This window comes from Streptococcus cuniculi (assembly GCF_001921845.1).
GTDB classification, from domain to species: domain Bacteria; phylum Bacillota; class Bacilli; order Lactobacillales; family Streptococcaceae; genus Streptococcus; species Streptococcus cuniculi.
In genome coordinates, this window is sequence record NZ_MSJM01000004.1 from 1 (window position 1) to 15639 (window position 15639).

The following is a 15639-nucleotide window of genomic DNA, read 5'->3' on the forward strand; positions in this document are numbered from 1 at the left end:
AGGAACTTTGACAACTTTAAAAAACGCATTTTCCTCGCTTTGAACATCAAAAAAGAGAAGACCAAGTTCGTCTCCTCTCGTGTTTAGTTATATGTCACCCACTACAATTGACAAAGTGCCCTATTTTCCAGATTTTGACCATAAAATTATGGCACACAAAAAACCGAGGAATCCTCGGTTTTTATTATTTACTTTAAATAGATTATTTAAGAGTAACTGAAGCTCCAGCTTCTTCCAATTTAGCTTTGATTTCTTCAGCTTCTGCAGTTGCAACGCCTTCTTTAACCACTGCAGGTGCTCCATCAACAAGTTCTTTTGCTTCTTTAAGACCAAGACCTGTGATTTCACGTACAACTTTGATAACGCCAACTTTTTTGTCGCCAGCAGATGTCAATTCAACGTCGAATGAATCTTTAGCAGCACCAGCGTCAGCAGCACCAGCTGCAGCAACCGCTACAGGAGCAGCCGCAGTTACACCAAATTCTTCTTCGATCGCTTTTACAAGATCGTTAAGCTCAAGGATTGAAGCTTCTTTAATTTCAGCAATAATGTTTTCAATGTTCAATGCCATTGTAATTTCCTCCAAATAGTTTTGTTTTTTAATAAATAATAGATGGTTGTAGCACTAGGCTACTTGTTGCTGCCTTAAGCAGCTTCTTCTTTGCTTTCTGCAACAGCTTTGACAGCGTATGCAACGTTGCGAACTGGCGCTTGAAGTACAGATAAGAGCATAGAAAGCATACCTTCTCTGTTTGGCAATGCCGCAAGAGCTTGGATTTCTTCTTTTGAAGAAACTTTACCTTCGATTGCACCACCTTTGATTTCAAGGGCTTCAGCAGTTTTAGCAAAGTCGTTCAAGATTTTTGCTGGTGCAATAACATCTTCGTTTGAAAATGCGATCGCAGATGGTCCAACAAAAATTGATGCAAGTTCTTCAAGACCAGCTTTTTCAGCTGCACGACGCAAGATTGAGTTTTTAATCACTTTGTACTCAACTTCGCTTCCACGAAGATCACGACGAAGAACAGTATCTTGCTCAACAGTCAAACCACGCGCATCCACAACTACGATAGATGCTGCAGCTTTCATCTTTTCAGCAACTTGATCAACTAATTCTGCTTTTTTAGCGATAATAGCTTCACTCATTAGTGTTTTACCTCCGTTATTATTTTGGGTTCGAGCTTGTTTCAATAAAAAAACGCGCCAAACCTAGACACGAAAGTACAAATACGTTTCTATCCGTTTTGTGCCTCGGTAGGATGTTTATGAGTTGAACTCCCCTACTGTCTTAGGTCAGTTTTTTCAAACCTTATTCATACTATCATACTTTCTTTTGATTTGCAAGAGTTTTTACTCAAAAATAAGAAAAAATGTAGATGTCTCGCTACATTTTTCTAAATTTCACTCAAAATACTGTCCCAAGCCTGATCAAATCCATGTCTGGTTTCAGATGAAAAGACGACAAACTGGTCGTTTTTATCAAAGTCCAATTTTTTCTTAATCATGGATTCGTGCTTGTTCCACTTGCCTCGTGGAATCTTGTCTGCCTTTGTCGCCACAACGATAACGGGAATGTCATAATATTTTAAGAACTCGTACATTTGAACATCGTCAGCAGACGGTTCATGGCGCATATCGACCAAACTCACAACGGCCCGAAGATTTTCACGGCTGGTCAGGTATTCTTCAATCATCTTGCCCCATTTGGCCCGCTCCGTCTTTGAGACCTTGGCATAGCCATACCCAGGCACATCGACAAAGCGAATCTTATCGTCAATATTATAGAAATTTAACTGCTGGGTCTTACCGGGCTTGCTGGAAGTCCGCGCAAGGTTTTTCCGTCCAAGTAGGGTGTTGATGAAAGAAGATTTCCCAACATTGGATCGTCCAGCCAGCGCAATTTCTGGCATGTCATCTTGAGGATATTGGGCCTTTGAAACCGCACTTAAAAGGATTGTTGCATTGTTTGTATTGATTTCCATCTGCTCTCCTTATGCCGTCTCTAAGATTGGTTGTGCCTTGCCATCTACTGCTTCCTTGGTAATCCGCACGCGCTTCACTTCATCTTGGCTCGGTACTTCAAACATGACATCGAGCATGGTTTCTTCAATGATGGAGCGCAATCCGCGTGCTCCTGTCTTGCGCTCAATTGCCCGTTTGGCGATTTCTTCAAGCGCTTCCTGATCAAAATCCAATTCTACGCCGTCGTAAGAAAGCAGGGTTTGATACTGCTTGACAAGAGCATTTTTCGGTTCTGTCAAAATGCGAATCAAGTCTTCTGTCGTCAACTGGTCAAGGGCTGCAAAGACAGGTAAACGCCCAATCAACTCTGGAATAATACCAAATTTTTGAATATCGTCTGCGATGATGTGCTGCATATAGGATTCTTTCTCATCAATGGCACGGTTATTGTGACCAAAACCGATGATTTTTTCTCCCATCCGCTGTTTGACAATTTCTTCAATCCCATCAAAGGCTCCTCCTACGATAAAGAGGATATTTTTCGTATCGAGTTGAATCATTTCCTGTTGCGGATGCTTGCGACCACCCTGTGGTGGTACACTAGCTACCGTTCCCTCAATGATTTTTAGTAGAGCCTGCTGCACCCCTTCTCCTGAAACATCACGCGTAATGGAGACATTTTCGCCTTTTTTCGCGATTTTATCAATTTCATCGACGTAGATGATGCCGCGCTCTGCACGGTCAATATTAAAATCAGCTGCCTGAAGTAGTTTTAAGAGGATATTTTCAACATCTTCTCCCACATAACCTGCTTCCGTCAAGGCTGTCGCGTCCGCAATGGCAAATGGAACATTTAAACTCTTAGCCAAGGTCTGAGCCAGAAAGGTCTTACCAGAACCAGTCGGGCCAATCATAAGGATGTTTGATTTTTGTAAATCCACATCATTTTCTTCGCGGCTATCTTGGAAATTAATCCGTTTGTAATGGTTGTAAACCGCTACTGCCAAGGCACGTTTGGCACGGTCTTGTCCGATGACATAGTGGTTCAAAATGGTAAGCAACTCTTGCGGTTTTGGTGTGTCAGCTAGGTCTGTCAAGACTTCTTCTGCCAATTCCTCACGAATAATTTCTTGGGCTAACTCCACACATTCATTGCAGATAAAGACATTATTTCCTGCGATGATTTTCTTTACTTCTTCTTGATTCTTTCCACAAAATGAGCAGTAAATAAGCTCTACTTGGTGATGATGTTTTGGCATTCTTTTTCTATCCTATCCCTATCTAAAATAATACGCCATAAAAGGCATGAATACTATTCACTAAATTGGTCACTGCATTTAAGAGAAAGAGGGTGGCTAGCCCGTACCGCTTTTTTTGGAAAGCCTGAATGGAGCAAAGCACACAGATACCGCATAAAATCGCAGTAAATAAACCAAATAAACTTTTCTGCATGATTAGTTCTCTTTTCTTTCAAATATTCTCACGGTGAAATCAACTGGATTTTCTGCATCTCGCTCGTATCGTGTCGCGCCGACTTCCTCAAATACAGACCAATCAAAGGTCGTTGGAAAATAAGTATCTCCTTCAAAGCCAGCATGAATATCCGTCTTTACAAGCTCATCTGTATAGGCTTCAAAAGCTGTGAAAATCTGTCCTCCGCCAATCACGTAAAGATTTTTGTCCTGTTTCTCATACCAGTCCAACACCTCTTCAACGCTATGCATCACGAGGACACGTTCATGCTCGACTTGATAATCCACATCGTGCGTCAGGATAATCGAGATACGGTTTGGAAGAGCGCGCTTGCCCATACCGTCAAAGGTGATACGCCCCATGACCATGGCATGACCGGTTGTCGTCTGCTTAAAATGCTCTAAATCAGCTTTCAATGACCAAGGAAGACCTCCTTCTTTACCAATCAAACCTTGTTCATCCTGTGCCCAAATGGCTGAAATCTTCTTTGTCATTGCCTCTTCCTTTTTTATTTTAACTTGACTATATTCTATCAAAATTCGACAAAAAATGCAGAGACTAGGCATGACCTAGTACCCTGATTTAGAACCTGTATTCATAACTTACTATTCTATTGTTGGTATTCCCCATTAATTGGTATTCCCCATTAAATCGCTAAATCAAACTTCAGTTGTGGTTTCACTGGATCATAGTCCACTAATTCAAAATCTTCTGGCTTGATGTCATAGAAATTGGTTCCGTCTGGTACATTCAAAATCAAACGTGGCTGGCAATCACTCGGAGTGCGGTTGAGTAATTCGTTTGCCTGTTCAAATTGGTTGTCATAGATGTGCAGGTTGTTAATAAAATAGAAGAACTTCCCAACCTTCCAGCCAAAGTGCTTGGCAATCATCATCTGCAGTGCCACATACTGCATGGCATTGATGTGATGAGCAACCAGCATGTCATTGCTGCGCTGGGTCAGGGTCGCATCCAGATATATCTCACCATCTACGCGTCTGACATCAAACATGGTCTGAAAGGCACAAGGCAAGAGACCTTCTGTCTCCTCAAAAGCCTCATAATCCCAGAGCGAGATGATATTGCGACGGTTCCATGGATTGTCCGCTAGTTGCTGGAGAATTTTGTCGATAATCTGGTGTTTTTTGACCACCGCACCGTAGCGCTTCCCAATCGTTCCTGTTTCTCCCACTTCCCAGTCGTTCCAGTAGGTCACGCCATATTTTTCGTTTAAGACGTTCAAATCGTTGGTCTGGTCTTGGTAAATCCAGCAGACTTCCTTAATGGCTGACTTGATGGGAATCGGACGCAGGGTGGTAATGGGAAACTCGCCCTTTGATAAGTCATACTCGGCAAAAGAGCCTGTAATGTACTTGGAATTGGCGACGTTTCCGTCCTTATAACGAGGGCGAGCATTTTCTGAAAAGACACCTTCGTTCATGATTTTTTGGATATTTTCTTTAAAAATGATATCTGCTTTTGTCATGAATCTAGTATATCACTTCTCTAACGTTTTGTCCTTTTTCTAGTATCTCGGTGGATAGAAAAAGAGGCAGGGACAAAATCCCAACCTCCTATTCGTTTTCTTTAATCTCTATTTCAAGACAAGCGATGCGGCACCAAGGACACCTGCATCATTTCCCAGAGTCGCTAAGGCAAGTTTGGTCGTTTGGGCAATTTGTGGGAAGGAATTTTGAAGGTAGACTTCATTGACCCCTTCTAGCAAGAAATCACCTGCTGCTGAAACACCACCACCAAGGACGATGTAGGCAGGGTTCAAAACTGCTGCGATATTGGCACACGCTGTCCCCAAGTAACGGCAGAAATTGCGGTAGACAATAAGGGCAAGGTCATCTCCTTCTTTTGCAAGATCAAAGACATCTTTTGCAGTCACATCTTGACCATCGTCAATGCGTTTTTTCAATTCTGCATCGCCTGCGTAGGTATCCGCATAGCGGCGAGTCAAGTTGACAATTCCAGTCGCTGACGCAACGGTTTCCAAACAGCCTTTTTTACCACAGGTACAAGCAATTGGGTCTTCAAAGTCAACCGTGATGTGACCAAGTTCGCCACCTGCACCACCAAAACCGTGAATGAGGTTGCCGTCTGCAATCACACCGCCACCGACACCTGTTCCAAGGGTCATAAAGACAACGTCAGGATTGTTGCTTCCTGCGCCAACCCACTGCTCACCTAGGGCTGCTACGTTGGCATCATTGTCGATGAAAAATGGCAAGCCAATCGCTGATTCAACCTGTTCTTTAATCGGCTGTAAGGTCTTCCAGTTAAGGTTGTAAGCTCCGATAACCGTTCCTGCCTTGCTATCGACTACACCTGGAGAGCCCATACCGATACCTAGGAAATCATCTTTTATCAACTGGTGTGTCTCAAAATGATGTTGGATACTGTCGATGATGTCTGGCACGATATGGCTACCTTCGTCCAAAATATTGGTCTTAATGGACCATTTTTCTTGAATATCGCCTTGATCTGTCAAAATCGCAAATTTCACAGAGGTGCCACCAAGGTCAATACCAATAATTTTCTTTGCCATAAGATACTCCTTATAAAATAATTCTTCGCCTTATTATATCACATTGCAAAGGTTTGCACTACATTTTACCGAAAAATATATAGCAAAATCAAAAATTGTAAATGAAGTAGAAAACGACCTGCGCTAAACAAGAAGGTGTAGACAAACTGTGCCCCTTCTCTCGTCCCATTGTAAAGAAAGAGGCTGGAAATCAGGGTGAATCCTAGAGCAAATCCTACCATTTGCAAGGGATCGTAGCCTTGACTGTAGGAAATCAAGGTCACAAGCAAAAGCAAACAAGCTCCTAGGGTCAGAAAAAGGCAGAGGCGGTTCATCCGCTTGGTCTTGAAATAGCTGTAAGCTGCAGCTAGCAAAGTCACAATCAGATAAATCCCCATATAGGCTATCATGATGATTTTCATATCAACTTGTCTCCTATCACGCTAGCCTTCACTCAATTCGCTGAGGTACTCATAGCGTTCGTATTTTTCAAGCAGGGCTTCGTTTTGCGCATCTAATTCCTTTTGCAAGTCTGATAGTCGTGTAAAATCACTACCGCAGGTCTGCATGGCTGCCTCGATTTCTGCTATGCTTTCTTCTAGAGTAGCAATATCCTCTTCAATGGTCGCCCATTCCTGCTTTTCAAAGTAGGACATGCGTTTTTGTTTGTCACGCACCTTTTCCTGCTTTTCTTTGGCAGAAGTCGTTGCAGTTGCTGCCGCAGAAGCTAGAAAGGCTTTTTCATCCAGATAATCCGTATAATTTCCAAAGAAGGTCCGAACGCCCTCCTCTTCAAAGGCTAAGATTTTGGTTGCGACCTTATCTAAGAAATAACGATCGTGGCTGACCGTGATGACAGGACCTGCAAAGCCTTGGAGAAAATGCTCCAAGACGGTCAAGGTCGCAATGTCAAGGTCATTGGTCGGCTCGTCAAGTAATAAGACATTCGGTCGTTCTAACAAGATTTTCAAGAGGTAGAGCCGTTTTTTCTCACCGCCCGATAGCTTTTGAATTTGTGTGCCGTGGGTGTTGCGTGGAAAGAGAAACTGCTCCAAGAGTTCTGCAATCGAGACCATACCCGAGCTGGTTTCGGCTTCTTCTGCTACTTCTTGAAGGAAGTTGATGACCCGCTTATTTTCATCCAATCCTTGAATTTGCTGGGAGAAATAGCCGACACGAATGGTCTCTCCTACAATCAATTGACCGCCTGTAGGCTGTATTTGACCTGCAATCAGATTGAGGAGCGTAGACTTGCCTCTTCCGTTGTCACCGACAATCCCGATTCTATCTTTGTTTTGAACCAACAAATCAAAGTTGCTTAAAATCGTCTTAGTCGGATAGGCAAAATCCACCTGCTTGAACTCGATGACTTTTTTTCCGATACGGCTGGTTTCAAAATTGATTTCCAGATTGCTGTCATCATTCTTGTGAGCCAAGTCCGATTTCAAATCATGGAAGCGATTAATCCGCGCCTGTTGCTTGGTCGCCCGAGCCTGTGGCTGCCTGCGCATCCAGTCCAATTCCTGCTTATACAACTGCTCTTTTTTATGGCGCAAAGCTGCATCACGCTCGTCCTGCTCTGCTTTCAAGCGGACATAGTCCTGATAATTCCCTTGATACTCGGTTAGGCTAGCACGGTCTAGTTCAAAAATACGGGTTGCCACATTATCCAAGAAATAACGGTCATGGGTAATGAAAAGGACTGTCTTTTTAGCCTGTTTCAAGAAAGTCGTCAGCCACTCAATCGTCTCAATATCGAGGTGGTTGGTCGGCTCATCAAGAAGCAACAAATCATCATCTCCTAATAGGACTTGTGCCAACTGCACCCGGCGTCGTAAGCCACCTGACAAGTCTCCCACACGTTGGTTGGTATCGTTCAAGCCAAGTTTTGACAAAACAGTCTTAATCTGATGCTCAATTTCCCAAGCATTTAGCGCATCCATTTCTGCCATGATTTTCTCTAATCTTGCTTGGTTTTCCTCGCTATAATCTGCAACGAGGTGTTCATACTGGCGAATGAGCTGAATTTCCCGCAAATCTGATGACAAAACCGTATCTAAAATCGTCTGATCATCCTCAAACTCAGGTTCTTGGGTCAAATAGGCCATCTTATAGTCATTTTTCGTCCGAAAAGGCGAGACATCGCCGTCAAAGCCTAGCTGACCAGACAAAACATCCAGTAGCGTTGTTTTCCCCGTTCCATTGACTCCGATAATCCCGATGCGGTCGTAGGGATGAATGATAAAGGAGATATCTGAAAAGACGGTCTTGTCTCCCACCGACTTGGATAATTTTTCAACGATAAAATCACTCATTCTCTATCTTCTCCTTTAGAAAGGCCATGATTGGCGCAACCTCATTGACCAAATCTCCCTCGACAATCGCAGCTTCGACCGCATTTAACAAGCGTCCAAGAAGCGGTCCTGGCTTCAATTGAAAGGCTGCCATGACATCTCCTCCTTTGACCACAATTTCGTGCTTATCATGAATGGTCAAAGCCTCATCAATCGCATCAATCAGTCCGTACTCAACAGCCAGTCCTTGAGCCTGTCTCACCTCTTCCACTAGATAGAGCAACTCCTTACCGTAACGATAGCAGGTCTGCTTGGTCACAGAATGTTGCTTGCGCAAGTGGTAAATCTCTACTAGCTTTATCACCGTCCGCTGAAAATCATTGCTGGTTTTCCAGTGCTTAAGGAAAGATTTGGCATCTTTCATCTCCAGATAAACGATGAGCATGGCCCAAGCCTGTTCAGATGTCTGAAAGACAAAATCTTCTGTAAGAGACGCAAGAAAGGCTGTTAACTGCTCCTCTTTCCTCTTCAGATCAGGCAGATAATCGTAGGCTTTTGAAGCAATTAAGGCTTCCATTCCCCTGCGCCAGCCTTTTGCTAGTAAAAGTTTATCAAATTCGATGAAAATGCGTTCAACTGAAATCTTCTCTAAGAGCGGAGCCGTTTCTTTCATGGCCTCAAATGTCGCTTCTTCGATGCTAAACTCAAGGCTTGCCGCAAATCGGAAACCACGCATAATCCGCAAAGCGTCTTCGTTAAAACGCTCGGTCGCAGTGCCGACTGCCCGCAGGGTCTTGGTTTCTAAATCCCGCAAGCCGTCAAACTTATCAATAATCCGGGCTTCTTCATCCAAGGCAAAGGCATTGACCGTAAAATCACGGCGTTTCAGGTCCTCTTCCAAAGAGCGCACAAAAGCCACCTGACTTGGACGACGGTAGTCGACATAGACATCCTCTGTCCGAAAAGTCGTGATTTCATACTCGCCATGGTCTTCTAAGACCAATACGGTCCCATGCTCAATTCCCACGTCAATCGTGCGTGGAAAAATGGCCTTTGTCTCTTCTGGATAACTTGATGAGGCAATGTCTACATCGTGAATGGGCCGTCCTAAAATCGCATCTCGCACCGAACCTCCGACAAAATACGCCTCAAAGCCTGCTTGTTTTATTTTCTCTAAAATCGGCAAAGCCTCCTGAAATTCAGAAGGCAGATTGTGTAATCTCATAATAACTGTTCCAAACCATAAACGAGATGTTCTCGTTTGACTACTTCTTTTATTCCTAAATTCACACCGCCCATAAAGGAGCTGCGGTCATACGAATCATGGCGAATGGTCAAGCCCTCACCCTGCGCTCCGAAAATGACTTCTTGATGCGCAACTAAGCCGGGTAAACGAACCGAGTGAATCCGCATGCCGTCAAAGTCTGCACCACGTGCACCTGCAATCAACTCTTCCTCATCTGCTAGACCCTGCTGCTGACGCGCTCGAACCTGCGAAATCAACTCTGCTGTCTTAATCGCTGTTCCGCTCGGCGCATCTTTTTTCTTGTCATGATGAAGCTCAATGATTTCTAGATTTGGGAAATACTTGGCTGCCTGTGCTGCAAATTGCATGAGTAAAATGGCTCCAATGGCAAAGTTTGGGGCAATCAAGCCTCCGATTTTCTTCTCGGCAGACAAGGCAATCAATTCTTCGATTTCTTCTGGGGTAAAGCCTGTTGTTCCCACAACAGGTGCAAAGCCATTTTCCAAAGCGAACTTGGTATGTTCATAGGCGAAGGCTGGCGTTGTAAAGTCGACCCAAACATCCGCTGAAAAACCAATCAATTCTTCTTTTGAGGTAAAAACAGGCACACCGTCAATCTCTGTTTCTGTCGCAAACGGATCAAGCAAGGCAGCAAGCGCCAAGTTCTTGTCCTCTTTGACCATGTTGAGGGCAGTCGAGCCCATTCTTCCCTTAAAACCTGCGATAATTACTTGAATTGTCATCCACTACTCCTAGTCAATAATCGGTGAAATACCAAAGGCAATCGCCCCTTCACCCAAGTGCGTACCAATGACCGAGCCAAAGGATACAATCGGCAAGTGCCAATCGATACCATTTTCCTGTAATAATTCTTTAAATTCTTCCGCTTTTTGTGGTGCATTGGCATGAATCACGGCAATCTGATAAGAGCCATTCTTGGTCTCTTCTTGCAAGATTTCTAATAAACGTTTGACTGCTTTTTTCTCGGTACGAACCTTCTCATAGACCTCAATCTTACCTTCGTCTGTAAAGTACAACATCGGCTTGATACTAAGCAAGTTTCCTAAGAGCGCAGCTCCATTGGAAAGACGCCCTCCCTTGACCAAATGATCCAGATCATCAACCATGATAAAGGCTTTAGTCCCTGCAATCTCTTGTTCTAGCTTATCCAAGATTTCCTCAAACGGCACACCAGCTTCATAACGTTTAAAGATTGTCTCCACCATCATACCAAGAGGCGCTGAAGTAATCTTGCTATCCGGAAAGGCAACGGTCATCCCGTCAAATTCATCCTTGAGATACTGGATATTTTGATAAAAGCCAGAAATACCAGACGACAAGAAAAGTCCAATCACATGCGTATAGCCTTCTTTTTGTAAACGAGCTAGCGTTTCTTCTAGCTCTGACAGGCTTGGCTGGCTGGTCTTTGGCAACTCTGCTTCTGCTGCCATTTTCTGGTAAAATTCTTCAACACTTAAATCTTTTCCCTCGATATAGGTCGTATTGCCAATCGTGACAGGAATCGTTAATACAAACAGATGCTCATTTTGTGCGGCATCCTGTAGCACAGCTGATGAGTCTGTAATGACTGCTAATTTCATTCTAAATCTCCAAATTCACACCCGGGGCATCCAGGGCAATTTCTGTTACTTCATAGGTTAAACGTTGCAAGATGTCCAAGAGCGGATTGACTAAAAATCGTTTGTCCTCTTCGCTAAATTCATCAACTTCTTGGACCAACTGTTCTAAAATATGCACACCTTGGCTCATGGCTCCTGAAATCACAAAGTAATCCAAGACAATCATAAAACGCAAGATGACCACAATTGAGGTTTTATTCTCTTGAGTATTTCGTTCAATCAATTGAAAATCGACGGTTAATCTAGTAGTAGGTACCCCATTTTTTTCTTCCCATTCTCTGTTGCGGGCATCAAAGTGATACTGATTGACTAGCGCTTTATCACGAATTACGTTCATATTATTCTCCTCAAAATGGTAATACGAATATTATACCATATTTTTTGTGAAAGAGAGAAAAAACCTTATCAAGGATAAGGTTCAGATTGAAGAAAAAGTTCTTTGGTGCTACTTTTCTTAGGTGGTGCGGACGGTAGCGACTTCCTGCGGAGTAAAATAATCCAGTGGATTATTTTAGCCCGAGCCCAGAAACAAAGGAGCGAGGATAATCGATTTCTGCGAAATCACGATTTTTGCCCCTCTCCCTCCTTTTACCACAGCGAAAAGTATCTGATGAGGCTAGCTCCGCTCGCGAAAATCGGCAAATCAAATGGTGAGTTAGCAGAGCTTTTGAACTTGTTTAAATAGATTTTGATTTTTAAAATTCTTTATCATCCATTCTTCAAGTTAATAAATTAGACATAAAAAACGAACAAGATAGAATTCCGAGGGGCAGAAAACTAGTTTTGTTCGCTTTTATATTTAGGGTTGGACTTTTGTCTCACTCCCTTATAGACTTATTTCGCCTTGCGCAATGCACCAAATAGGACTCCTGATACGACTGCTCCGATGAGGACAAAGACGAGGTAAAGGAGCGGACTGCTGGTAAGGGCAATGACGAAGATTCCACCGTGTGGCGCCATTAACTTGATACCAGACAAACCGACTAAAGCTCCTGTAAGGGCTGAACCTGCGACAAAACTTGGAATGGCACGTGCGGGGTCAGCTGCACCAAATGGAATCGCTCCCTCCGTGATGAAGGATAGTCCCATGACAATATTGGTCAAGCCTGAATTGCGTTCTTCTTTGGTGAATTTATCCTTGAACAAGAGGGTCGCAACAAAGACTGCAAGAGGAGGTACCATACCACCTGCCATAACCGCTGCCATAGCGACAGAACCACCATTTGCAACGGTCGCTGCAAGCGTTCCTGTTCCAAAGACATAGGCTGCCTTATTGACTGGACCACCCATGTCCACTGCCATCATGCCTCCAAGGACAAGTCCCAAGAGAATAGCAGAGCTTCCTTCTAGTCCACTTAGAAAATCATTCATGCCTGTATTGATAGCGGCCATTGGGATATTGACAAAGAACATCACAAATCCCGTAATCATCGCACCAAGCAGTGGCAAGAGGAGGATTGATTTGATTCCTTCAAGGGATTTTGGTAGATGTGCTAAGACTTTTCGTAGTCCGATAATCACCGCACCGGCTAAGAAACCACCGACAAGCGCACCTAAGAAACCAGATGATACAGCTGCTGGAATTTCAGATGTCGCTGCACCAAATGGAATTTTTCCATAGGCAAGACCGTCTTTTGCGATTGCACCAGCCACGAAACCGGCAATCAAACCTGGTTTTTCAGCAATAGAGTAAGCAATGTAGCCTGCAAGAAGAGGCAACATGAAGCCGAAGGCTGCGCTACCAATCTGCATGAACATCGATGCTAATTCATTGTAAGAACCAAGGCTAGAGAGACTATCTTGGGTCACACCTAGAACATTATCAATCAAAAAGGCAAGGGCAATCAAGATACCACCACCAATGACAAATGGTAACATTTGTGACACACCGCTCATCAAGTGCTTGTAGAAGGCCTTGCCAAGACTCAAGGTCTCAACCGCATCTTCCACATTAGCTCCCTCTTTGGCTTGATAAGGACTTGCTTCACCCTTTACCACGATATTGATGAGTTCTTCTGTCTTTTTGATACCATCAGCAACGGGACGAGATACGAGTGGCTTGCCATTGAAACGGGCCATCTCAACCGCCTTATCTGCTGCGATGATAACTCCCTTGGCACGTTTGATGTCGTCTGCTGTCAATTTATTGCCGACACCTGATGCACCGTTGGTTTCTACCTTGATGTCCACACCCATTTCAGCTGCTTGTTTTTTAAGCGCTTCTTCTGCCATATAGGTATGAGCGATTCCTGTCGTACAAGCTGTAACCGCAACGATGAAGTCTTTATCAGCCGACGGGGTTACAGGCTCTGTTACGCTAGCGCTTGCCTGTTCAGCTGCTTCAGCCTCATCAAAGACTGAAATCACATCAGCTGGTGAGGAAACCTGACGGAGCTTGTCTGCAAAGCCTGGTTTCATCAAGTATTTAGACAATTCCGCAAGAGCAGCCAAGTGCGTATCATTGGCACCTTCTGGTGCAGCAATCATAAAGAACAGGTCGGTTGGTTGACCGTCTAAACTTTCGTAGTCCACACCCTTGTTTGATTTTGCAAAGAGAACCGTAGCCTCTTTGACCGCTGCATTTTTACTATGAGGCATGGCAATTCCGTCACCCAGACCTGTTGTTGTCTGTGCTTCACGGTTCATAATACCTGTCTTAAAGGCTGTAGCATCACTGATTACACCGTGTTCAGCGAGGCTTGTAATCATTTCATCAATCACAGCTTCTTTTGTCGTTGCTTGTAAATCCAGCAACATCACGTCCTGTTTCAAGACATCTTGAATTTTCATAGGGTTTCTACCTCCACTTTTTCATACATTTCCCGAATAAAATCAATACTTGCTAAATCATCTGAAAAGGCTGTCGCCGTACCGCAAGCCACTCCCCATTTGAGGGCTTCAATCGGATTGTGCGACTTGGTGTATTCGCCTGTAAAACCAGCAACCATGGAATCACCTGCTCCGACTGAATTTTTTACCGTTCCCTTAATCGGTTTAGCAAAATAGGTCGCCTCTCCTGTCACAAGGAGGGCTCCGTCTCCCGCCATGGATACGATGACATTCTTAGCCCCTTTGACAAGAATTTCCTTGGCGTAACGCACGATGTCCTCGCGCGAATCAAACGTCACACCGAAAATCGCTTCGAGTTCATGATTATTTGGTTTAACCAAGAGAGGCTCATGTGCCAAGGAATCGAGCAAGGTTTGACCTTCAAAATCGCAGACCACTTCTGCACCTGCTTGTTTTGCCAGCGGAATCAAGCGATTATAGACCTGATTGCCCAAACTAGCGGGAGCTGAACCGGCAAAGACTACGGTATCATCTGCTGTTACATGTGACAAAATATCTTCCAACTCTGCCAACTGCTCATCGGTCACGACTGGACCTAGACCGTTGATTTCCGTTTCTTGGTCCGCCTTGATTTTGACATTGATACGGGTATCTTGGTCCACTTGGACAAACTGTGTGCCAATCGCTTCTGCTACTAGACCATCTTTGATAAATTCTCCCGTAAATCCACCGACAAAGCCGGTCGCTGTACTGGCATAACCAAGCCGTTGTAAAATCCGGCTGACATTGATTCCCTTACCACCAGCAAAAGTATCGCTGCTGTCCATACGATTGACCGCGCCTGATTCGATATGTGTGAGACGTACAATATAGTCAATCGCAGGGTTTAAGGTGACTGTATAAATCATACTTCAATTACCCTCGTTTTTTTCTTTATAGTTGTCATCAGATTGCTGTCGGTAGCTAGACAAATCAAATCTGCCTGCCTAATTTCTGCTACTTTTGTAAAAGAGATGTGACCGAGTTTGGACGGATCGACCAGCACATACGCCTGACTCGCATTGTGCAATACCGTCCGCTTAATGGCTGCCTCTTCTACGTCTGGCGTCGTATAGTCATTCGTATCGACCCCATTCATGCCAAGAAAGGCTTTCGTGAAATGCAGCTGACGAATCTGCTCCAAAGCAACTGCCCCAATGGAAGCATCCGTTGAGCCCTTGACCTTACCACCGATGATAATGGTATAAAGCCCCTTATCCACCAGTTTGACAGCATGGTGAACCGAATTGGTGACAATGGTCAGTCTCTCTGCTGACAAATAATCAATCATCAGCTCCGTCGTCGTTCCTGCATCGAGGAAAACCACATCGCCGTCCTCTACAAAGCTGGCTGCTTTTTGAGCGATTTGCCGTTTTTCTTGAACGTTTTTGACAGATTTTTGAACAATCGACTCTTCTTCCTGTAAATTTGGAAGACTTTCAGCCCCGCCATGCACACGGCGGAGTTTCCCTGCTAATTCCAATTCATCCAAATCACGTCTAACCGTTGATTCAGAAGAGTGAAGCAAGTCGACCAAGTCTTCTAATCGGACAAATTGCTGTTCTTTTATCGTGTCTAAAATGACTTGTTTACGTTCTGATTTGAGAATGATTTCCACCTCCTGCAATCGTTTACAAGAATCATTATACACGATTTTCTTCC

General features: G+C 44.1%; 17 protein-coding genes and 1 other annotated feature. All 17 genes read right to left on the minus strand.

Features of this window, described 5'->3' with window-relative positions; translation table 11 throughout:
- Positions 1-202: 202 nt before the first annotated feature.
- Complete coding sequence (gene rplL, locus BU202_RS04845) at positions 203-571, minus strand: 50S ribosomal protein L7/L12 (protein ID WP_061564003.1); 369 nt, start codon at positions 569-571, stop codon at positions 203-205.
- A gap of 74 nt (positions 572-645) precedes the next feature.
- Positions 646-1146, minus strand: coding sequence for a 50S ribosomal protein L10 (gene rplJ / locus BU202_RS04850; protein WP_075104677.1), 501 nt, complete (start codon positions 1144-1146; stop codon positions 646-648).
- A gap of 37 nt (positions 1147-1183) precedes the next feature.
- Positions 1184-1311, minus strand: a sequence feature (ribosomal protein L10 leader region).
- A gap of 83 nt (positions 1312-1394) precedes the next feature.
- Complete coding sequence (gene yihA, locus BU202_RS04855; RefSeq protein WP_075104678.1) at positions 1395-1982, minus strand: ribosome biogenesis GTP-binding protein YihA/YsxC; 588 nt, start codon at positions 1980-1982, stop codon at positions 1395-1397.
- 9 nt (positions 1983-1991) lie between these two features.
- On the minus strand, positions 1992-3221 hold the full coding sequence (gene clpX / locus BU202_RS04860; protein ID WP_075104679.1) for an ATP-dependent Clp protease ATP-binding subunit ClpX: 1230 nt from the start codon (positions 3219-3221) through the stop codon (positions 1992-1994).
- Between the two features lie 22 nt (positions 3222-3243).
- Positions 3244-3414, minus strand: a complete 171-nt coding sequence (locus tag BU202_RS10370) for a hypothetical protein (RefSeq protein WP_089503441.1) — start codon at positions 3412-3414, stop codon at positions 3244-3246.
- A 2-nt stretch (positions 3415-3416) separates the two neighbouring features.
- A complete protein-coding gene (locus BU202_RS04865) occupies positions 3417-3929 on the minus strand; it encodes a dihydrofolate reductase (protein ID WP_075104680.1) in 513 nt (170 codons plus the stop codon).
- A 152-nt stretch (positions 3930-4081) separates the two neighbouring features.
- Positions 4082-4921, minus strand: coding sequence for a thymidylate synthase (locus tag BU202_RS04870; protein WP_075104681.1), 840 nt, complete (start codon positions 4919-4921; stop codon positions 4082-4084).
- Positions 4922-5029: 108 nt separating this feature from the next.
- Entirely contained in the window at positions 5030-5989 is a 960-nt protein-coding gene (locus BU202_RS04875; RefSeq protein WP_075104682.1) for an ROK family glucokinase, read from the minus strand.
- 65 nt (positions 5990-6054) lie between these two features.
- Positions 6055-6390: a hypothetical protein gene (locus BU202_RS04880; RefSeq protein WP_075104683.1), complete on the minus strand. Its 336-nt coding sequence runs from the start codon at positions 6388-6390 to the stop codon at positions 6055-6057.
- 21 nt (positions 6391-6411) lie between these two features.
- On the minus strand, positions 6412-8283 hold the full coding sequence (locus BU202_RS04885) for an ABC-F family ATP-binding cassette domain-containing protein (RefSeq protein ID WP_075104684.1): 1872 nt from the start codon (positions 8281-8283) through the stop codon (positions 6412-6414).
- Positions 8276-9487 (minus strand): CCA tRNA nucleotidyltransferase, encoded by a 1212-nt coding sequence (locus tag BU202_RS04890; protein ID WP_075104685.1) that lies wholly within the window; start codon positions 9485-9487, stop codon positions 8276-8278. Before BU202_RS04890 ends, BU202_RS04885 begins: the two co-directional genes overlap by 8 nt.
- Positions 9484-10251 carry a 4-hydroxy-tetrahydrodipicolinate reductase gene (gene dapB, locus BU202_RS04895; protein ID WP_075104686.1) on the minus strand — a complete coding sequence of 256 codons (768 nt, stop codon included), beginning with the start codon at positions 10249-10251 and terminating at the stop codon, positions 9484-9486. Before dapB ends, BU202_RS04890 begins: the two co-directional genes overlap by 4 nt.
- 9 nt (positions 10252-10260) lie before the next feature.
- Complete coding sequence (locus BU202_RS04900) at positions 10261-11109, minus strand: DegV family protein (RefSeq protein WP_075104687.1); 849 nt, start codon at positions 11107-11109, stop codon at positions 10261-10263.
- Position 11110: 1 nt separating this feature from the next.
- On the minus strand, positions 11111-11485 hold the full coding sequence (locus tag BU202_RS04905; RefSeq protein WP_075104688.1) for a DUF1149 family protein: 375 nt from the start codon (positions 11483-11485) through the stop codon (positions 11111-11113).
- Positions 11486-11982: 497 nt separating this feature from the next.
- The gene (locus tag BU202_RS04915) at positions 11983-13938 is read right to left on the minus strand and encodes a PTS fructose transporter subunit IIABC (RefSeq protein ID WP_075104690.1); all 1956 of its coding nucleotides are present in this window, start codon (positions 13936-13938) and stop codon (positions 11983-11985) included.
- Positions 13935-14846: a 1-phosphofructokinase gene (gene pfkB / locus BU202_RS04920; protein WP_075104691.1), complete on the minus strand. Its 912-nt coding sequence runs from the start codon at positions 14844-14846 to the stop codon at positions 13935-13937. The genes BU202_RS04915 and pfkB overlap by 4 nt, the downstream gene beginning before the upstream one ends.
- Positions 14843-15595 (minus strand): DeoR/GlpR family DNA-binding transcription regulator, encoded by a 753-nt coding sequence (locus tag BU202_RS04925; protein ID WP_208604250.1) that lies wholly within the window; start codon positions 15593-15595, stop codon positions 14843-14845. The genes pfkB and BU202_RS04925 overlap by 4 nt, the downstream gene beginning before the upstream one ends.
- Positions 15596-15639: the final 44 nt, after the last annotated feature.